21 protein-coding genes are annotated in these 18,335 nt (G+C 33.8%); 10 read left to right on the top strand and 11 right to left on the bottom strand.

Going from position 1 to position 18,335, the window contains the following annotated elements:
- Positions 1-150 precede the first annotated feature (150 nt).
- Both GXM17_RS10955 and GXM17_RS10950 read left to right on the top strand, forming a co-directional pair.
- On the top strand, positions 151-1,860 hold the full coding sequence (locus tag GXM17_RS10955) for a PAS domain-containing sensor histidine kinase (protein ID WP_163399376.1): 1,710 nt from the start codon (positions 151-153) through the stop codon (positions 1,858-1,860).
- 3 nt (positions 1,861-1,863) lie between these two features.
- Positions 1,864-2,271 (top strand): response regulator, encoded by a 408-nt coding sequence (locus GXM17_RS10950; RefSeq protein ID WP_163399375.1) that lies wholly within the window; start codon positions 1,864-1,866, stop codon positions 2,269-2,271.
- Positions 2,272-2,336: 65 nt separating this feature from the next.
- Here the strand turns inward: GXM17_RS10950 and GXM17_RS10945 are convergent, their stop codons facing one another.
- The 9 genes from GXM17_RS10945 to GXM17_RS10905 form a co-directional block, all read right to left on the bottom strand.
- The gene (locus tag GXM17_RS10945; RefSeq protein ID WP_163399374.1) at positions 2,337-3,395 is read right to left on the bottom strand and encodes a nucleoid-associated protein; all 1,059 of its coding nucleotides are present in this window, start codon (positions 3,393-3,395) and stop codon (positions 2,337-2,339) included.
- Positions 3,396-3,437: 42 nt separating this feature from the next.
- Positions 3,438-3,800, bottom strand: coding sequence for a four helix bundle protein (locus tag GXM17_RS10940; RefSeq protein WP_163399373.1), 363 nt, complete (start codon positions 3,798-3,800; stop codon positions 3,438-3,440).
- Positions 3,801-3,912: 112 nt separating this feature from the next.
- The gene (locus tag GXM17_RS10935; protein ID WP_163399372.1) at positions 3,913-4,455 is read right to left on the bottom strand and encodes a plasmid pRiA4b ORF-3 family protein; all 543 of its coding nucleotides are present in this window, start codon (positions 4,453-4,455) and stop codon (positions 3,913-3,915) included.
- 190 nt (positions 4,456-4,645) lie between these two features.
- Positions 4,646-5,245: an HPP family protein gene (locus tag GXM17_RS10930; protein WP_163399371.1), complete on the bottom strand. Its 600-nt coding sequence runs from the start codon at positions 5,243-5,245 to the stop codon at positions 4,646-4,648.
- A gap of 112 nt (positions 5,246-5,357) precedes the next feature.
- A complete protein-coding gene (locus tag GXM17_RS10925; RefSeq protein WP_163399370.1) occupies positions 5,358-6,635 on the bottom strand; it encodes a chloride channel protein in 1,278 nt (425 codons plus the stop codon).
- Positions 6,636-6,817: 182 nt separating this feature from the next.
- Positions 6,818-7,207: an SMU1112c/YaeR family gloxylase I-like metalloprotein gene (gene gloA2 / locus GXM17_RS10920; RefSeq protein WP_163399369.1), complete on the bottom strand. Its 390-nt coding sequence runs from the start codon at positions 7,205-7,207 to the stop codon at positions 6,818-6,820.
- Positions 7,207-7,782 (bottom strand): sugar O-acetyltransferase, encoded by a 576-nt coding sequence (locus tag GXM17_RS10915; protein WP_163399368.1) that lies wholly within the window; start codon positions 7,780-7,782, stop codon positions 7,207-7,209. Before GXM17_RS10915 ends, gloA2 begins: the two co-directional genes overlap by 1 nt.
- A gap of 3 nt (positions 7,783-7,785) precedes the next feature.
- Positions 7,786-8,244, bottom strand: a complete 459-nt coding sequence (locus tag GXM17_RS10910) for a YciI family protein (RefSeq protein WP_163399367.1) — start codon at positions 8,242-8,244, stop codon at positions 7,786-7,788.
- Between the two features lie 4 nt (positions 8,245-8,248).
- Positions 8,249-8,710 carry a DinB family protein gene (locus GXM17_RS10905; protein ID WP_244307379.1) on the bottom strand — a complete coding sequence of 154 codons (462 nt, stop codon included), beginning with the start codon at positions 8,708-8,710 and terminating at the stop codon, positions 8,249-8,251.
- A gap of 139 nt (positions 8,711-8,849) precedes the next feature.
- Here GXM17_RS10905 and GXM17_RS10900 point away from each other — a divergent pair, with 139 nt between their 5' ends.
- The 8 genes from GXM17_RS10900 to GXM17_RS10865 all read left to right on the top strand — a co-directional run bounded on the left by GXM17_RS10900 (position 8,850) and on the right by GXM17_RS10865 (position 15,481).
- Positions 8,850-11,015 (top strand): TonB-dependent receptor, encoded by a 2,166-nt coding sequence (locus GXM17_RS10900; protein WP_163399366.1) that lies wholly within the window; start codon positions 8,850-8,852, stop codon positions 11,013-11,015.
- Between the two features lie 201 nt (positions 11,016-11,216).
- A complete protein-coding gene (locus GXM17_RS10895) occupies positions 11,217-11,624 on the top strand; it encodes a DUF2141 domain-containing protein (protein WP_163399365.1) in 408 nt (135 codons plus the stop codon).
- A 30-nt stretch (positions 11,625-11,654) separates the two neighbouring features.
- Positions 11,655-12,278: a hypothetical protein gene (locus GXM17_RS10890; RefSeq protein WP_163399364.1), complete on the top strand. Its 624-nt coding sequence runs from the start codon at positions 11,655-11,657 to the stop codon at positions 12,276-12,278.
- Between the two features lie 23 nt (positions 12,279-12,301).
- Complete coding sequence (locus tag GXM17_RS10885; protein WP_163399363.1) at positions 12,302-13,660, top strand: 2TM domain-containing protein; 1,359 nt, start codon at positions 12,302-12,304, stop codon at positions 13,658-13,660.
- A 2-nt stretch (positions 13,661-13,662) separates the two neighbouring features.
- Positions 13,663-13,965 carry a 2TM domain-containing protein gene (locus GXM17_RS10880; RefSeq protein ID WP_163399362.1) on the top strand — a complete coding sequence of 101 codons (303 nt, stop codon included), beginning with the start codon at positions 13,663-13,665 and terminating at the stop codon, positions 13,963-13,965.
- The gene (locus GXM17_RS10875; RefSeq protein WP_163399361.1) at positions 13,956-14,273 is read left to right on the top strand and encodes a 2TM domain-containing protein; all 318 of its coding nucleotides are present in this window, start codon (positions 13,956-13,958) and stop codon (positions 14,271-14,273) included. The genes GXM17_RS10880 and GXM17_RS10875 overlap by 10 nt, the downstream gene beginning before the upstream one ends.
- Before the next feature lie 18 nt (positions 14,274-14,291).
- Complete coding sequence (locus GXM17_RS10870; protein ID WP_163399360.1) at positions 14,292-14,660, top strand: 2TM domain-containing protein; 369 nt, start codon at positions 14,292-14,294, stop codon at positions 14,658-14,660.
- A gap of 53 nt (positions 14,661-14,713) precedes the next feature.
- Positions 14,714-15,481, top strand: a complete 768-nt coding sequence (locus GXM17_RS10865) for a LytR/AlgR family response regulator transcription factor (protein WP_163399359.1) — start codon at positions 14,714-14,716, stop codon at positions 15,479-15,481.
- A gap of 345 nt (positions 15,482-15,826) precedes the next feature.
- On the opposite strand, the gene GXM17_RS10860 is transcribed toward GXM17_RS10865, so the two are convergent.
- Together GXM17_RS10860 and GXM17_RS10855 are read right to left on the bottom strand one after the other, a co-directional pair.
- Complete coding sequence (locus GXM17_RS10860) at positions 15,827-16,852, bottom strand: COX15/CtaA family protein (protein ID WP_163399358.1); 1,026 nt, start codon at positions 16,850-16,852, stop codon at positions 15,827-15,829.
- A gap of 14 nt (positions 16,853-16,866) precedes the next feature.
- Positions 16,867-18,288: a CCA tRNA nucleotidyltransferase gene (locus GXM17_RS10855; protein ID WP_163399357.1), complete on the bottom strand. Its 1,422-nt coding sequence runs from the start codon at positions 18,286-18,288 to the stop codon at positions 16,867-16,869.
- Positions 18,289-18,335 lie beyond the last annotated feature (47 nt).

Here is an 18,335-nt window from a genome sequence, read left to right as displayed (position 1 = left end):
CGCAAAGGTACACTTTATTTTTTAATAAAAAACGTTTTGAAGATAGTTTACGTATTGCCAGTGAATTAGTTTAACGTAATGATAATAATTCTATTGATTTAAAAGCATTTCTATTTGGTTCAATCTGGTTTATTTATCTATATTTGAGTAATGAAAAGCAAACCCGGACAAATTACGCTGATATATATTATCATTTCGTTATTTATGGCTATCTTATGTCATAAATTTCTGATTTGTTACGCTTTAAATACAGAATTCTTTTATTTTAGTTTTGTAAAAGACATCTTTTTCATCTTATTCACAGGCTTAATCTTTAATTATATTTTATCTAAAAATGAAAGTAGGAATATTGCCATTTTAGAGAAAATGCAGCTCACTAACGAAGAAATTAAAGAGTCTAATGAAAAGTACGATATAGTTGCCAAAGCCACCAGTGACACTATCTGGGACTGGAGAATTCAGGAAGACTACATCACATGGAATAAAGGAATCGAAAATGTTTTTGGATACATGCCGGCAGAAGTAGGGGCAACTTCTAAATGGTGGTTTGATAAAATTCATCCCGAAGACAGTATCAGGATGTCGGTTAAATTATACTCTTTTATTGAACAGAAAACTGAAAAATGGCAGGATCAATACCGGTTTAGATGTGCTGATGGAAGCTATAAATATGTTTTGGACAGAGGTTTTCTTTTAAAAGATGAAAATGGCAAAGCTATCAGAATGATTGGAGCTATTCAGGATATTACAAAACAAAAAGAAGAAGAGCAGCGTCTTAAACTTTTAGAAACCGTAATTATACAGTCTAAGGATTCTATTTTAATTACTGAAGCCATTTCTACTGATGGGAAAATCCCGCGAATTGTTTACGTAAATCCTGCTTTTTCTAAAATGTCGGGGTATGAATCTGATGAGATACTGGGGCAGTCGCCAAATGTTTTTAAAGGGCCAAACTCAGATTCTGAAGCATTAAAAAAAGTATTAAAGGCAATCAAAGAAGAAAAGGAGTGCTTAATCGAAACGATAAGTTACAGCAAAGATAAAAAAGAATATTGGGTTCGTTTTTCCATGATCCCAATTTTTAATTCTGAAGGCATTTTGTCGCATTGGATATCGATTCAGCAGGATATTACTGAGGAAAGGAAACTGGAAACTGAAAGAGAGCATTTAATCCGTGAACTCACTCAGAACAATAAAGATTTAAAGCAGTTTTCTTACATAACTTCGCATAATCTGAGGGCTCCTTTGTCTAATTTAATGGGATTGCTGAACCTGATTGAATACATACCTATAGACAACCCGGAGTTACAAGAGATTCTGAATGGTTTTTATAAGTCTACGTATCTTCTCAATGAAACAATTAATGATCTTGTAAAAGTTATCGTTATAAAAGATAACCCATCGATGCAGAAAGAAATGGTTTCTCTGGCAGAAGTTTTTGAAAATGTATTTGGTCAGCTGTCTTTTCAAATTGAGGCACATAAGCCAATAATAAAACTTAAACTGGATGACGTTCCATTACTTAACACTAATAAAGCATATATTGAAAGTATATTACTAAATTTGCTAACCAATTCTATAAAATACAAATCTGAGAATAGAAAATTAAAAATTTCAATAACTGCTGAGCAGGTTGATCAGACAGTTTTTTTAACTTTTACTGATAATGGAATCGGTATTGATTTAGAAAGAAATGGTGATAAGGTTTTCGGATTATATCAAAGATTTCATAATTATCCTGATAGTAAAGGTCTTGGTTTGTACCTTGTGAAATCTCAGGTTGAAACTATGGGAGGAACAATTAGTATTGAAAGCGAGGTCAATAAAGGAACCTCATTTATCATAACATTTAAAAATTAAGTTATGCTGGAACAAATTTTATGTATTGATGACGATCCTATTACATTGATGCTGTCTAAAAAGGTGATTTCAAAGGCAGGTTTTTCTGAAGTAATCATTACAGCCCAAAACGGCGAAGAAGCTTTGTCGTATTTCAATGCCTTAAAATATAGTAAAGATCAGCCAATAAAAAAGCCACAATTGATTTTTCTGGATTTAAATATGCCGGTCATGGGAGGCTGGGAATTTTTAGATCATTTTACTACCCCTGATTATAATCAATTTAATTCTGTAAGTGTTATTGTTTTGTCATCTACAATTAATCCTGAAGATTTAGCCAAATCAAAAAAATATCCTATTATAATAGATTTCCTTTCCAAACCTATAACATTACAGATGCTTGAATATCTTAAGAATAAAATTCAACAATAAAAAAACGACAATTATGATTAATTGCCGTTTTTTTTGTTTAAGTAAGTAGAGAAATGAATGGCTTCTTAGCTTTTTTCTTCTTTATTGAAATACACTAAGTAATAATACATTTGTTTTTCTTCGTCCCAGCCTTTTTCAACAAATTTTTCTGCACTTTCAGGATTGATGAAATCCATTTTAATCTGAATGTGGGTATCCAGATTAATTACGTTTTTAATTGATTTTCTGGCGTCTGAAACTGCAGCATTTGCGATAGGGAATGAGGTAACATCTTCGATGCTGTATTTTTCTCCTTTATCAACCTTATAATTTTTAAATTCGGGAATTAAATCGGGATTGTCTAATACTTCATTCAGGAAATTCTGTTCTTCAAACTGATCATTTTTAGCGAAATAATTCACTGATCTGTTCATAAACATGACTTCTTCTTTTTTGTCTTCTGCAGGCAAAACTACATCTTTAGCGAAGTTTTGACAGAATTTCAGGTATTTTTTGGTAATGAAGTTTTCATCTTCAAAAGCATCAACAGAAAGAAAGTTCTCTAACCAGTAACGCGCATCATAGCGGTTGCTATCAACGGTTAAGATCTTATATCCTTCTTCTCTTTTGTAATTGAAAATTAGACATCCCTTGTCTAATTTACTCAGATTGATTCCCTGCTGCAAAATCATTTCAAGATTACTGTCTTTTTCTTCAAATTGTAAAAAATCAGATTGCAGCTCACTTTTAAAAATTCCAATCGCATCAACGACATTGTTGTCAATACTTAAATTAGTCAGATATGTCACATAAACCTCTCCGTTTTTAATGTGAGGATGATTTGACTGTTCGTATAAATGCTTTGTGATTTTTTTTGATACTTCCTGAACACTGGATGGATTTGCAAAAATTTCAGTTGCAAATTTAAACATGTCGTTGTAGTCCAGATCCACTTCGTGCGCAAACTGATAATAATTTTCTTCTTTTTCTCTAAAAGGTTTAAAAAAAAACTCTTTAATTAATGGTAGAATTTCATCATTTAAATTAAAGGGCTGCTCCGATAAAAAAATCGCTTCGTTTCGGCTTTTGTTTCCTACGCGGTGTATCGCCAGAGTCTCGATGTGGGTATTGAATAGGTTTATCATTTTTTATAGGTTCAGAGGTGCAAAGGTTCAGAGAAACAAAGGCTACTTGCGATCTTTTATTTTTCGTATAAAGGAACTCAACATTCGTTCTATTTCCCTGCTGTCACCATATATTTTATTAAATTGATTTTCAGTTATAAATTTTAAATTGAAAGAAATTTCGAGTTGTGTTTGTATTTCAAACAGGGACGACATAGAAATATTCAAAAATCGCAAATTATCACTGTCTCCATCTCTTCCGTAACCTTCAGCAATATTGCTGGGAATTGAAACTGAACTTCTTCTAATTTGTGAAGTTAATCCGTAAATTTCTTCTTTAGGAAATAATGCTGTTAATTGGTAAATTTCTGTAACAAAAGCCATAGATTTTTGCCAGACAAAAAGGCTTCTAAAAGTATTATTCATAATTTTATATTTAAAAATAGATTAAACACAAAAGTAGAAAAATACTTGTTTTTAGTCATAAGATTAGAAATGCCTCTGAGCCTTTGTTACTATGAACCTTTGCCCCTTTTTACTAGTTCCAATTCTCCTCAAAACCATAGTCTTCAAAACTATCATCACCTTCAAACATGTCAAGATCGTCTTCATCTAAGTCATCTTCAAATTCACCATAGATATCATTGTGCATGTCATCTGCTTCGAAGTTTTTTTCGATGGCTTCTGCTGGCATTTCACCGTGAGAAAATAAAGTTTCTGGGTAGGTAGCTCCAACTTGTTCGTCTTCTATGGCAGCCAACTCCACTAAAAATGTCCACATACTGATGAAATCATAAACATAGATAATCTTTGTATTTTGTTTGTCTAAAATACTAGATAAAGGATAATCGTTCATGGTTCTGATTTCGCCGGGAACATCCCCTGTATCAAAAAGCGGAATTTCATCTTCCTGATTCCATGTGTCATCACAAGTGTAAAATGAAGCCACTTCTGAGCCATCAAAACCAAAAGCGTTAAAGATTGCATTGTGTAAATCCTCAAGCGTATCGTCTTCAAGAATTGCAATGTCTCTGAAAATATCTTCTTCGGCATCCAGAATTACTCTAAATTTATAAACCATAATCTTTGTTTTTATTGAGAAGTCAAAGGTAAATTATAAAAAACGAAATACGAATTGCGAATCGTGTTTTGTTGAAAAGATTTTAGAAAATTGATTATCAATTAGTTTGTCTGGCTGAGAGGAGTCGAAGCTTTTTCCAATAGTAATGCCCATCGACTCGCTCAGGGTGACAAACGAGACTTGAAAACTTTTACTTTCTAGCCAGTCTTTTTCGAATCTTATGATAATGTTTATGATACGTGCTGTGGCTAGGGTAGCTTCTGCCTGAAGTCATATTGTTAAAAATCAAAGCCGTCAATAACAAAATTAGAACTCCTGTAAAAACCGGAGACAGAACATACAGATAACCCAACGCTTTTACTTTTTCTGTTCCAATAACTGCAATTAAAGCCGTTGCACCTCCAGGCGGGTGAAGTGTTTTGGTAATCTGCATTAAAATAATAGCTATAGAAACCGCCAGGGGTGCCGCTACATACATAACGTCCGGAATCAATTTATTGACTGTAACACCAACTAATGCTGAAATTAAATGACCACCAACCAAATTTCGGGGCTGAGAAAAAGGGCTTTGTATAGTGCCGTAAACCAGAACACTGGAAGCTCCGAAAGAGCCAATTAAATATACAGCATCAGAACCCGAAAAATGAAGCGACTGAACATATGCCAAAATTCCAATTCCGACAAAAGAACCTAAAAAAGACCAAAAGTGTTCTTTGTAATCAACTAAAGTCTCTTTGTAAAGAATGTAGCGCGTTTTACGATATCCTCTTTTTATTTTCTGAACAGGCATTGTATAATATTGTTTTGCTTATAATTGATTTTTTTTTGTTATGCTTTAAAATACACTTTGCTTTGGGTTGCTAATCCTGAAGATTTCTAATCGACGGTTTATTAAGCTGAAATTATTTTATTAAACCTGGAGAATAACTATACACTGTATATGGATAAATCATTTTTGCTGTGTATTTCGAAATTAAACAAACCACAAGAATCGGGAAAAATAAAGTATAATCGTTTGTGAGTCCGCATACCAAGAATATAGCTGTAAAAGGGGCGTGGATACTGGCACTCAGAACTGCAGCCATACCGATAATCATGAAGTTAACCGGAATTACATTTACATGGAAAAAGCTGTTTAAGACAGAAGCCAGTAATAATCCCAGAAAAGCTCCGATAAAAAGACTTGGTGCGAAAACACCACCATCACCTCCAGAAGCTAATGTTATGGAAGTAACAATTGGTTTAAGAAGCAATATGCCAATGAAAGTTAAGGCTAAAGTAAACGTCATTATTTGGTTTGAAGAAACGAAACTGGTCTTAATTGCATGATATCCTTCGCCATATAACTGCGGAAAAATAAAGAGCGAAATACTTAAAACCGCTGAGCCGATTATAATTTTGTAATAATGTGTATCGATTTTTCCGAATTGAGATTTAAAAAACAAAACACAACGAGTCAGGTAAACAGAATTCATTCCTGCCAAAATTCCTAAAAGGATAAAATACGGAATCGCTTTTAAATGCCAGGTTGTGATTGAAACTGCAAACAATGGTTCTTCTTTTAAAATGGTTAATAAACCAAAAGCGATAGAGACTGCAATTAAATTTGAAATAACAAAAGCCCGGGTTACTTTTCTTGAAATAACTTCAAAGGCAAATAAAACTCCTGCAATCGGACTGCTGAAAAGTGCCGTAACGCCTGCCGCAACTCCGGCACAGATTAATTCTGTCTTGTATTGGCGGAAGACATTCTCTTTTTCGTGAGCTACAGAGCCAATTGTTGCAGTGGCCACAACGGTAGAAACTTCGATTCCGGTTGAGCCCCCAAAAATAACAGTTAACAATCCGTTGATGAAGTGAGAAGGAATTTTATAAGAAGGTAAGTTTTTAGATTTGGAACCGGTACTTTCAAAAACTTCTTTAATTCCTTTGTTTTCTTTTTTCTTAAAAAGATATTGTCTCAGAAAATAAATTACAGATAGTCCAAATACGGGAAAAACGATGTAAAAAATAGGATTTACCGATACTTCATGAAAGAATATTTCTTCGTAGTATTCGGTTATTTTTTTTAGTGAAATGCCGAGAAAAGCAGAAAGGAAGCCAATTAAAACAGAAACAATAACTAATTTTCGAAACTTAATAAATTGATGATTTTTTTTGATTTGCGCCGTTTTGTTCATCAGACTATAAAATTTGTAAATCGCATTTTTTTATGCGGATTACAAAATTAGAGAATCAAATTGGGTTTTGATTAAAAAATACTCATTATATTGTGTTAAAATTAGCAATATAAGAAAAATCTTTCAGTATGTTTTTGCAAGCATAGCGATGAAATATCTCACAGAATAATATCATAAAAACATTATCTTTCATAAAATTCTATTGGTAATAAATCCGGATCGGCGATAAAAGTATATCGTTTTTCGGTGTTTTCATCAATACGGATAGGTTCTGATTCGATATTTTCAGAATTCAAAAAAGCAACTGTTTCTTCCAGATTAATAACTTCAAAAGCTAAATGACGTAAACCTGCAGCCTCAGGTCTTGAAGGACGTTGTGGCGGATTAGGGAATGAGAATAATTCAACAACATAAGAACCATTCAAAGCCAAATCTAATTTGTAAGACTGGCGTTCTTCGCGATAGATTTCACGAATAATAGTTAAACCTAAAATCTGTGTATAGAAATATTTCGATTTTTCGTAATCTGAACACAAGATGGCAATATGATGTACTTTATTGAGAGTAAGCATTAGTTTTGAGATTCAGATTCCTGATTTAATTTTCGAATTACTTTAGCAGGATTTCCAACAGCCAATGAATTGTCCGGAATGTTTTTGGTAACAACTGATCCGGCACCGATAACACAGCCTTTGCCAATTGTTACGCCTGGACAAATCACAGAGTTTCCTCCAATCCAGCAATCATCTCCAATGGTAACGGGATAAGCATTTTCCAATGTTTTTCTCAATTCAGCGTCAAGCGGATGAGATGCAGTATAAATCTGAACATTCGGTGCAATAAATACATTTGAGCCAATAGTTACAGGAGCGCAGTCCAAAACAACACAATTTACATTAAAATAGACATTGTCGCCGGCAATAATATTATATCCGTAATCACAATGAAAAGGTGGTTCAATATACAATGCAGCTCCGGCATTTGGAATCAATTCTTTTAAAATTTCTCTTGCTTTTTTGGTAACCCGGTATTCTTTTACATTTAAGCTATGCAAAAGATTTTTTGCAGTTCGGCGGCCTTTTACTAATTCGGGGTCAAAAGCGTTGTAGTATTCGCCAGAGATCATTTTTTCTTTTTCTGTTTTCATAAATTACATTTTCGTCCTGGCAATTTTGTCGTGTATTTTTAGAGTTTCCTGTAATGCTGCAGTTGCATACCAAGGCGTTAATTCGGCTTCAAGTAATTTTGCCCCAATTGCCGGATCAGTCTCTACAAGAGCTTTTGCTTCTTCAATAGTTGTCACATTAAAAATATAAATGCCTCTGTAGTTTTTGTCATTTTTCATAAAAGGTCCCGCAACAACCAGCTTTCCTTCTTTTGCTAATTTATTGATGTTTGCCATGTGGCCTTCAAACAATTTTTTGCTTTCTTCTTTGGAAACCGTGGTGTTGGTTCCTGATTTTAAAAGGCAGAAAACATATTTTTTCATACCATATTCATCGGCATTCAATGATTTTGCTAATTTTTCATCAAATTTGATTTCGGTTTCCTGAGAAATTCCAATCGCATTTATGAATAAAAAAGCGATTAAAAAGAAAGTTTTTTTCATAGTATTAAAGAAGTTTTTTCAAAATAACAATCTGACCCAAATGATAAACATCATGCTGAATGATTCCGTGAATGTGTTCATAATATGTATGATTATTGTTAGCATATATCTTGGCTAAATCAGCATCATCAAAATCTTCAAAAAAAGCATTCCAGGCTTCTTGTGATTTGGCTAAAGTTTGAAGTGATTGTTCCCAGGCTGCTTCAGATGGATCCATTACGGGTACAAAATAATTATGGTCGGGTGTTATAATCGTTTCTCCCTGCATACGATGCAAAATATTCCTTCTCCATTGGATGAGATGATTGACAATTTCCCAAATCGTGTTGAGATTAGGATTTGCTTTTCTGTAAGCCTGCTCTGCGGTAATATCTCTTAAAGTATCTGCCAGAGTGACTTCCAGCCACGGATTTCCATTATAAACGGACTGATACAGATTTGAAATTCTTTTGCTTTCTGACATCATTACTGTTTTTTTCAATTAATAGCTAAAGATACAAATTAGTATTTTACAACTCATCCCCAAAAATCTACAATTGGGTTATTTAATCTTTTTTAACAAGAATAGTTAAAATACATTTGCTTTATCAAAAACCAAAGAAGACATGAAAACCAAATTACTTTTTACAATATCTTTTTTATTTATTACCGCATTAAGTTTTGCTCAAAATACGATTTCAGGAAAAGTTCTGGATCAAAAAGGAAAACCGGTTGCCGGTGCTAATATTTATTTAGACGGTACTTATGATGGAGCAACAAGCTCTGAAACCGGAGAGTTTTCTTTTGAAACTACTGAAACAGGAAATAAGTTCCTTGTGGTAAGCATTTTACTTTTCGAAACTTTCAAAACAGAAATTGATGTTGCCAATTATAAAGATCAGACAATTAAATTAAGAGAAAATATAAATGCCCTTGACGCTGTTGTTATTACTGCCGGTACTTTAGAATCGGGTGAGAAGGCAAGGGTTTCTGTTTTAAAACCTTTAGACATTGTTACTACAGCCGGTTCTGCCGGAAATATTGTTGCTGCTTTGCAGACTTTACCAGGAACACAAACGGTTGGTGAAGACGGACGTTTGTTTGTGCGTGGTGGAGAAGCAAGCGAAACGCAGACTTTTGTTGACGGAATTCGAGTGGCACAACCGTACGGGGCAACCACAAATAATTTACCTACAAGAAGCCGTTTTTCTCCTTTCTTATTCAGCGGAATCGCTTTTTCTACCGGAGGTTACTCTGCAGAATACGGGGAAGCTCTTTCAAGTGTTTTGCTTCTGAATACTCAGGATGAAGCCGACCATGAAAAAACAGATATCGGATTAATGACGGTGGGCCTAAGTTTAGGGAATACACAAAAATGGAGCAAAAGTTCTTTAAGCGTAAATATGATGTATGTGAACTTAGCTCCATATCAGGCGGTAATTCCTCAAAATGTTGACTGGAACAGTCCTTACCAGTCACTTGGCGGCGAAACGGTTTACAGATATAATTTTACAAACGGAATTTTCAAATTGTACGCATCTTTTGATGGAGAAAAATTCGATTTGAACCAGAAAAATATCAATTTTGAGAATCCAGTCAGGACTGACATGAATAATAATAACTTTTATTTAAATTCTTCTTATAAAGGTAGTTTTGGAACTGGCTGGCAGATAACTTCGGGAATTAGTTATGGCTACAGTAAAAACAAACTGAAATATAATATCACCGGAATTGAGAATCAGGAAAATGCGGCACAGCTGAAATTGAAATTGTCAAAAAAAGTTTCAAGCCATTTTAAAATTTCTTTTGGGACAGATTATTTCATTACAAAATATAATGAAGATATTACAGACAATATTTCTATCGATGTTGCAAATGGTTACGATTCTGATATTTTTGCAGCTTATACAGAAGGAGATGTCTCATTTTCTAAAAATTTAGCATTAAAAATTGGTCTCAGATATTCCAATAATAGTTTGTTAAACGAAAATAATATTGCACCCAGAGCTTCATTAGGGTACAAGGTTTCAAAAAGCAGTCAGTTTTCTTTTGCTTACGGAGATTTTTCCCAGACGCCGGTTGTAGATTATATCAAATATTCAAAATACCATCAGTTCGAAAGCGAAAAAGCAAGTCATTATATTTTGAATTATCAGTTTACAAAACCGGGTCAGACTTTTAGGGCCGAAGCGTATTACAAAGATTATAGTAATTTGGTTCAGTATAATACGAGAGATATTCAATACAATTCGGTTTTCAATAATAAAGGTTCAGGATATGCAAAAGGGCTTGATTTATTTTGGAGAGACAGTAATTTGTATGAGAACTTAGAATACTGGATATCATATTCTTATATCGATTCAGAAAGACAGTATAAAAACTTTCCGAACATGGCGACTCCCGGTTTTATTGCCAATCATAATTTGTCTGTAGTAACAAAATATTTTATTACAGACTGGAAATCACAGGTAGGCTTTACAAATAGTTTTAGTACAGGTCGTCCTTACAATGACCCAAACCAAACGCAGTTTATGAATGGTAAAACAAAATCATACAACAGTCTGAGTTTCAACTGGGCGTATTTATTAACGACACAAAAAATCCTTTATTTCTCTGTTTCAAATATATTAGGGACACAAAATATTTTTGGCTACGATTATGCCAGAACGCCTGATGCATCAGGTGTTTACCAAAGACAAGCGATTGTGCCTACTGCAGACCGATTTTTCTTCTTGGGTTTTTTCTGGACGATAAGCGATAATAAAAATGAAAATCAATTGAAGAATTTATAGTTGCTAAGCTGCTCAGAAAAAAACTTAATACATCAGATGGTGGAAGCTCAAAAAAACAATTCAGTCGCAAAATTCGACAACTCGGTATTATTTAATTTTAAAACAGTAAAATCTGACATACTTTTGAAGTATAATCATAAAGAAAAATAAATCAGAGTTTTAATCATCGATTCAATCTATTAACTAAAAAAAAATAAAATTATGGCCAAAATTATCACCCTAGTTGCACTTTTTATCTGTAGTCTGTTGTCAGCACAAAATGTAAATCTTACAATCTCTGTTTCAGGTGTCAAAAATAATACAGGAGTGGTAAGAGTAGGTTTGTACAACTCACAAAGCACCTTTCTTAAAACGGCTTTCAAAGGCTCAAGTTCAGAAATTAAGAACAACCAGGTAACCGTAACATTTGCTAATCTTCCTGCAGGAGAGTATGCAGTTTCAGTGTTTCATGATGAAAACAACAACGCAAAACTGGATAAAAATATAATGGGAATACCTTCTGAAGATTATGCGTCCTCAAACAACGCCAAAGGATTTATGGGGCCGCCTTCGTATAAAGATGCTAAATTTAGCATAGAAAAAGACACTAAAATTAAAATTGAATTATAAGAGTAACCAGAAAATTAAATAACATATAAAATGAAAAAAATAATCACAACAATCGTATTCTTTACAGTAGTATTATGTTCAGCTCAGACACAGTTTGAAAAAGGAATGGAGAAAGCTTTCGGACTTTGGAAAGAGGGAAAAAATGCAGAAGCTTCTGCAATGTTTGAAAGAATTGCTGCCGCTGAAAAAAACAGCTATCTGCCAAATTATTACGTAGCCTTAATCAATACAACATCAGTTTTTATGGAAAAAGATAAAACAAAAATCGATTTGTTGTTGACAAAAGCTCAGGATGCATTAGATATAGAATTGATAAAAGATCAGGCAAATGCAGAATTATATGTCCTGCAGGCTTTGATTTATACAGGATACGTTGTTGCAGACCCCATGACAAACGGTATGAAATATTCGGCAAAAGTGATGGAAGCTTACGCCAAAGCAAAAGCCATTGATCCAAATAACCCGAGAGCTGTTTTTGGAGAGGCTGATTACCAGTTAGGCGGGGCAAAATGGACAGGAGTTGATACAAAACCGCTTTGTGTGCAGGTTGATACAGCTATTGAACTTTTTGCTACTTTTAAACCAGAAACACCTTTTTCTCCAAAATGGGGATTAGACAGAGCTTTGGAAGCACAAAAAAACTGCAAAAAATAAAAAAATAATTTAAGCTGATTATAATGAAAGATAATGGAAATACATTTTCTGATTTGAGAAATGGAACAATTGTATGTTTCCGGATTTCTATGGTCTTTACAGTTATTTTTTCAGCCTTTTTAGGTGCAGATTTAACTCTGAGAAATGTCTTAATTACGTTCTTGTTAAGCTGTCTTTATTCTTTCGGATTGGGTTTCGGAAACGGTTTTATCAATATTTTTTTAGATAGAAAATGGGACTGGCTGGAGCAAACAAATCTAAGGGTATATTTTGGGATTTTAGTTACTGTTTTATATACTGTTCCAGCTGTTTTAGCAGTTAACTATGTTGTTTTTGTGATAATACAAGATTCGCCTATTGATAATTTTTTTAGTGAAAGAATGATCTGGGTTCATTTGTTTTATATCATCTTGTCTTTAGGAGTTTCTACTTTCATGCAGGCAAGAAGTTTTATGGTAAAATGGAAACAGGCATCAAAATTTGAAATCACTCAGCAAAAGATCATCGCAGGAACCGCAAATGCAAAATTCGAAAGTTTAAAAAATCAGATCGATCCGCATTTTCTTTTTAACAGCCTTAATGTACTAAGTTCTTTGATTGAAGAAAATCCGGACAATGCTCAGCGATTCACCACTTCATTATCTAAAATTTACAGATATGTTTTAGAACAGAAAGATAAAGAACTGGTTTCTGTAGAAGATGAATTGTCGTTTGCAAAAACATATATGAACCTGCTGAAAATGCGTTTCGAGAACAGTTTGTTTTATGAATTGCCAACAGAAAATATCAATCCTGAGGCAAAAGTGGTACCGCTGTCATTACAGCTTTTACTCGAAAATACAGTAAAACATAATGTAGTAAGTGAACAGAAACCATTGCATATACGAATTTTTATTGATGGGGATTGTTTAGCAATTCAAAATGATTTTCAGAAGAAAGAAGTTTTACAGGACAGACAGGGAGTTGGTCTGCAAAATATCGTAAACCGATACGGAATTGTAACCAACAGAAAAGTATTGATTGAACAAAATGAAAAAACATTCACGGTTAAGATTCCTATTTTAACGAAACAAATAGCAGTTATGGAAACAAATGCAGACTATAGCGATGAAAGCAAAGCTTATTTCAGAGCAAAAAAAAGAGTAGAAGAATTAAAGGGATTTTACTCAAATGTAATTTCATATTGCTGTGTGATTCCGTTTTTAATCTTTATAAATTTGAGGTATTCTCCCGGATTTCAATGGTTTTGGTTTTCGGCTTTGGGCTGGGGATTTGGAGTAGTAATGCATGCTTTTAAAGTTTTTGGTTACAGCTCAGACTGGGAAGAACGAAAAATCAGAGAGATACTGGAAAAAGAAAATAATAAACAAACCTGGAAATAATTATGGAAACGAACTATGCTGAAGCTGAACGTTACTATCAGGCTCAGGAAAAAGTGAAAAACATCAGGAAATTTTACGAACATTTGACTGTATATCTGCTTTGTAATCCAATTATAATAGCTGGAAACCTTTTGTTTTCTCCGGGATATTTATATTTCTGGTATTCTTTGTTAGGCTGGGGAGTGGCGGTTGTTTTGCATGGATTGAAAACCTTTGACCGTTTTCCTTTTTTTAGTAAGAAATGGGAAAAAAGAAAGATTGATGAGATTTTGGAAAAAGAAAAAAACAAACAAAAATGGGAGTAATCATGGATGCAAATTATAGCGAAGAAGACAAGTACAATCAGGCAAAAAAGAAAGTCGAGAATATAAAAGGATTTTATGGTAATTTAGTTTCCTATATAGCAGTCAATATTTTTTTGATATTTATTAATTTATACACAACGCCAAATCATTTATGGTTTTACTGGCCTTTGATATGGTGGGGAGTTGGAGTTGTTTTTCATGGTCTAAAAGTATTTGAGGTATTTCCGGTATTGGGAAAAGGCTGGGAAGAGCGAAAAATCAAAGAACTTATGGATAAAGAAAAAGAGAACCGAAATAAATGGCAATAACCTTTAAACAGAACAAGGATGGGAAGTTGTAGAAAACGCTTTTACGAAGAGTACAGGCAACAGTTTGAAAATGATGAAAGTTTTGAAATAGCATACAAAAAAGTAAAAAGAATCAAAGACTTTTATTCACACTTAAAAGTATATTTAATAGTAAATGCAGTCATCATTATTTCAAATATAAACAGAGATTTTATTGGAAACAGATTTGATGAAAGCGGATTGTTTGACTGGCATACGTATTCGACATCATTCTTTTGGGGAATTGGTTTATTGATTCATGCATTTACTGTTTTCGGAACTGATTTCCTCTTTGGATCGGCTTGGGAACAGAAAAAAATCCAGAAGTATATGAACAAAGAATCTCAGAACACCAATAAATGGGAATAATTTTACCAGACCATAACCAAAAAAAACAGACTTTAATTTTTCAAAGATAATAAATGACCACCTTAATTATAGAAGACGAAAAACCGGCAGCAAGATTACTACAGCGAAAGCTTGAAAAACTGGAAATTACCGTAGAAACAATGCTGCATTCTGTTGAAGAATCCATCGATTGGTTTGGCAATAACCAACATCCGGATTTAATTTTTCTGGATATACAGCTGTCTGATGGTTTATCGTTTGAAATTTTTGAAAAAATCCACATTAATAGCGCCATTATTTTTACAACTGCTTATGATGAATATGCTCTAAAAGCATTTAAGCTAAACAGTATTGATTATCTTTTAAAACCAATTGATGAAGATGAATTAGAAGTGGCAGTTTCCAAATTTAAAACACGTCTTCCAAAATCAAATGCTGATAATCAAAATCTTCAGCGTGATTTTGAGCAAATACGACAAATGCTTTCCAATCCTTTTGAAAAGAGTTACAAAAAGCGTTTTACGGTTAAAATAGGCCAGCATCTGAAAGTTATTACTACTGATGAAATTGAGTGTTTTTTTAGTGAAAACAAAGGAACTTATATTCATACTTTCGACAATCGAAATTATTTAATCGATTCGACTTTAGAAATTTTAGAACAGGAATTAGATATGAAAGATTTCTTTCGCGTAAGCAGAAAATTTATTGTTCCATTAAAAGCGATTAAGGAAATTCAGGTATATACCAATTCCCGTTTAAAAGTGATTTTGCCTACTTACAAAGATGATGAGGTAATTGTAAGCCGTGAAAAGGTTCAGGATTTCAAAGGCTGGTTGGGATAGATTTTTTAAGGTTGTATGATGTATGATGTAAAATATGTTGTTCCTAGAGAACTCTAAAAAATGCAAATTTTTATAAATTCAACGGATTAAAATCAGTCGCTACAATATATTTCATTCCTGCGGAATTTTTTTGTTTGAAGAACTTTGCAGATAAACAAGAGCCATCGGCCCGGCCGATATTGTAGGGTCGGATTTCAATCCGACCAAAAAAATTCCGTTCAGAATAGAGCCATCGGCTCGATACATATTATAAGACCTGATTTTAACCCGGTCTTAATTATATAAAACGCACCAAATAAAAAAGAGCCAAATATTCGGCTCTTTTCTGTTTATAAAAATGGTTTTTTATTTGCTTAATCTATGCAATGTAAACGTCATCGCACTCAAAAGGAAAAACGCCATAATCTGGTGTATTAACCCTAAAGCCAAAGGCACACTGTACAATAAAGTGAAGACACCAAGGGCAAACTGGATAAAAACAAAAATCACTAAAATGTTAATTCCTTTTGACTGTGTATTGGTAAGAGAATATTTTTTGCTTTTGAAATACAGAAAAAGAATAATAGCCACAACTACATACGCAAAAGTTCTGTGTACAAACTGAACTCCGCTTTTACCTTCTATTAAATTTTTTACTAAAGAAGACTGCTCAATGAAAACCGATTCATGAATAAATTCTCCGTCGCTCATCAACGGCCAGTGATTGTGAATCAATCCGGCGTTCAGTCCGGCTACAAATCCACCATAAATGATCTGGATTAATAAAGCAACTAATGCATATCTGGCGATAGTGCGAAGCGGAAGAATTTTATTGATGTTTCTTTCCGGATAAATCAAATCAAGCGCAACCCAAAGTGTGTAAGCGAATGTAATAAAAGCAAAAGTCAGGTGTAGTGAAAGTCTGAAGTGGCTTACATCCGGATTGTCTATTAATCCGCTTCTTACCATAAACCAGCCCAGGAATCCCTGAAAACCACCCATTGCCAAAAGAACAATACATTTTTTTATTGTTGGAGTGTCTAATTTCTTTTTGATTAAAAAGTAAACGAAAGGCACCAGGAAAACCAGTCCAATAATACGCCCAATAAAACGGTGAAACCACTCCCAGAAATAAATGAATTTATAATCAGCTAATTGAAAATCATTGTGAACGTTGATTTTTTGGTATTCAGGGAATTTTTTGTATTCGTCAAAAGCAGCCTGCCATTTTGCTTCCGTTAAAGGAGGAAAAGTGTCTGTTACCAAATGCCAGTCGGTCATAGATAAACCTGAGTTGGTTAAACGCGTGATACCGCCCACGACCACCATTAAAAATAATAAAACACAGCCCGATAGTAACCAGATGATTACTGATTTATTCTCTTTTTTCATTCTATTAAAAATACTTATTTCTCAACTCTCTTTAAGCCTAATTTTTCAGCTCTTTTAATCACAAAATCATAAGCAGCCTGATATTCATTTGGAATAACGCCTTCTAAAATGGCTTCTTTTACCGCTTCTTTCAAAACGCCAATTTCACGTGAAGGTTTTAAATCAAACATTTCCATAATTTCTTCACCTGTAATTGGCGGCTGAAAATTGCGTACCTGATCGCGTTCTTCTACTTCTACAATTTTCTTGCGTACAATTTCAAAGTTTTTGTGATACTTTTTAAATTTTGCCGGATTTTTGGTTGTGATATCGGCTTCGCACAAAGTCATCAAATTTTCAACATCTTCACCGGCATCAAAAACCAAACGACGAACAGCGCTGTCAGTCACAACATCCTGTGCCAGAACAATCGGACGCGAACTCATTATGACCATTTTCTGAACGAATTTCATTTTGTGATTCAATGGCATGTGCAAACGCTCGAAGATTTTCTTAGCCATTTTTCCGCCCAGAAATTCATGTCCGTGAAAAGTCCAGCCTTGTTTTTTATTGAAACGTTTTGTTGGCGCTTTTCCAATATCATGTAATAATGCAGCCCATCTTAACCAGACATCATCCGTATTTGGACAAATATTATCCACAACTTCTAACGTGTGATAGAAATTGTTTTTATGTGTATGACCTTCAATTTCTTCCACCTGATTTAATGCTGTTAATTCAGGCAAAATTAAGTCTAAAAGTCCGGTTTTATATAAAAGTAAAAATCCGGTTGAAGGTTTGTCTGTAGAAAGAATTTTGTTTAATTCATCAACGATTCTTTCGCCAGAAATAATTTTGATACGATCTGCATTTTTTGTAATCGCATTCAGTGAATTTTCCTCAATTTCAAAATTCAGTTGAGTTGCGAAACGAATCGCGCGAAGCATTCTCAAAGGATCATCAGAATACGTAATATCCGGATCCAATGGTGTTTTGATTATTTTGCTTTCTAAATCGGCTAAGCCATCAAACGGATCTAGCAGCTCTCCAAAATCATTTTCATTGAGTGACAAAGCCAGTGCATTGATCGTAAAATCACGACGGTTTTGATCGTCCTGCAAAGTCCCGTTTTCGACAATCGGATTTCTGCTGTCACGGGTATAAGATTCCTTTCGCGCTCCTACAAATTCAATATCAGTATCTCCAAAACGAAGCATTGCTGTCCCGTACGTTTTAAATACCTGAACTTTTGGTTTGTTCGGAAGCAAATCAGAAACCTTAAGAGCTAATTCAATCCCGCTTCCAACAGCCACTACATCAATGTCTTTTTTTGAACCCCGGTTTAAAAGCAAATCACGAACAAATCCGCCGATTACATATGAGTCAACTTTTAATTCCTGAGAAGCTTTCGAAATGATATCGAAAATTTTATTATTTAAAGCTTTTGTATAATTCATTTTTCAACCGCAAATTCGCAAATTAATTTTTTGATTTTACTATTCGT

This window comes from Flavobacterium fluviatile (assembly GCF_010645065.1).
Taxonomy (GTDB): domain Bacteria; phylum Bacteroidota; class Bacteroidia; order Flavobacteriales; family Flavobacteriaceae; genus Flavobacterium; species Flavobacterium fluviatile.
This window is presented reverse-complemented; position numbering and strand designations above follow the sequence as displayed.

Excerpts from the sequence above, each read along its gene's own strand:
- GXM17_RS10950 (WP_163399375.1), top strand. The coding sequence starts at position 1,864 with ATGCTGGAACAAATTTTATGTATTGATGACGATCCTATTACATTGATG.
- GXM17_RS10945 (WP_163399374.1), bottom strand. The coding sequence starts at position 3,395 with ATGATAAACCTATTCAATACCCACATCGAGACTCTGGCGATACACCGC.
- GXM17_RS10910 (WP_163399367.1), bottom strand. The coding sequence starts at position 8,244 with ATGAAAAAAACTTTCTTTTTAATCGCTTTTTTATTCATAAATGCGATT.
- GXM17_RS10925 (WP_163399370.1), bottom strand. The coding sequence starts at position 6,635 with ATGAACAAAACGGCGCAAATCAAAAAAAATCATCAATTTATTAAGTTT.
- GXM17_RS10905 (WP_244307379.1), bottom strand. The coding sequence starts at position 8,710 with ATGATGTCAGAAAGCAAAAGAATTTCAAATCTGTATCAGTCCGTTTAT.
- GXM17_RS10930 (WP_163399371.1), bottom strand. The coding sequence starts at position 5,245 with ATGCCTGTTCAGAAAATAAAAAGAGGATATCGTAAAACGCGCTACATT.
- GXM17_RS10860 (WP_163399358.1), bottom strand. The coding sequence starts at position 16,852 with ATGAAAAAAGAGAATAAATCAGTAATCATCTGGTTACTATCGGGCTGT.
- GXM17_RS10875 (WP_163399361.1), top strand. The coding sequence starts at position 13,956 with ATGGGAGTAATCATGGATGCAAATTATAGCGAAGAAGACAAGTACAAT.
- GXM17_RS10915 (WP_163399368.1), bottom strand. The coding sequence starts at position 7,782 with ATGAAAACAGAAAAAGAAAAAATGATCTCTGGCGAATACTACAACGCT.
- GXM17_RS10885 (WP_163399363.1), top strand. The coding sequence starts at position 12,302 with ATGAAAGATAATGGAAATACATTTTCTGATTTGAGAAATGGAACAATT.
- GXM17_RS10870 (WP_163399360.1), top strand. The coding sequence starts at position 14,292 with ATGGGAAGTTGTAGAAAACGCTTTTACGAAGAGTACAGGCAACAGTTT.
- gloA2 (WP_163399369.1), bottom strand. The coding sequence starts at position 7,207 with ATGCTTACTCTCAATAAAGTACATCATATTGCCATCTTGTGTTCAGAT.
- GXM17_RS10890 (WP_163399364.1), top strand. The coding sequence starts at position 11,655 with ATGAAAAAAATAATCACAACAATCGTATTCTTTACAGTAGTATTATGT.
- GXM17_RS10880 (WP_163399362.1), top strand. The coding sequence starts at position 13,663 with ATGGAAACGAACTATGCTGAAGCTGAACGTTACTATCAGGCTCAGGAA.
- GXM17_RS10900 (WP_163399366.1), top strand. The coding sequence starts at position 8,850 with ATGAAAACCAAATTACTTTTTACAATATCTTTTTTATTTATTACCGCA.
- GXM17_RS10935 (WP_163399372.1), bottom strand. The coding sequence starts at position 4,455 with ATGGTTTATAAATTTAGAGTAATTCTGGATGCCGAAGAAGATATTTTC.
- GXM17_RS10855 (WP_163399357.1), bottom strand. The coding sequence starts at position 18,288 with ATGAATTATACAAAAGCTTTAAATAATAAAATTTTCGATATCATTTCG.
- GXM17_RS10895 (WP_163399365.1), top strand. The coding sequence starts at position 11,217 with ATGGCCAAAATTATCACCCTAGTTGCACTTTTTATCTGTAGTCTGTTG.
- GXM17_RS10940 (WP_163399373.1), bottom strand. The coding sequence starts at position 3,800 with ATGAATAATACTTTTAGAAGCCTTTTTGTCTGGCAAAAATCTATGGCT.
- GXM17_RS10865 (WP_163399359.1), top strand. The coding sequence starts at position 14,714 with ATGACCACCTTAATTATAGAAGACGAAAAACCGGCAGCAAGATTACTA.
- GXM17_RS10955 (WP_163399376.1), top strand. The coding sequence starts at position 151 with ATGAAAAGCAAACCCGGACAAATTACGCTGATATATATTATCATTTCG.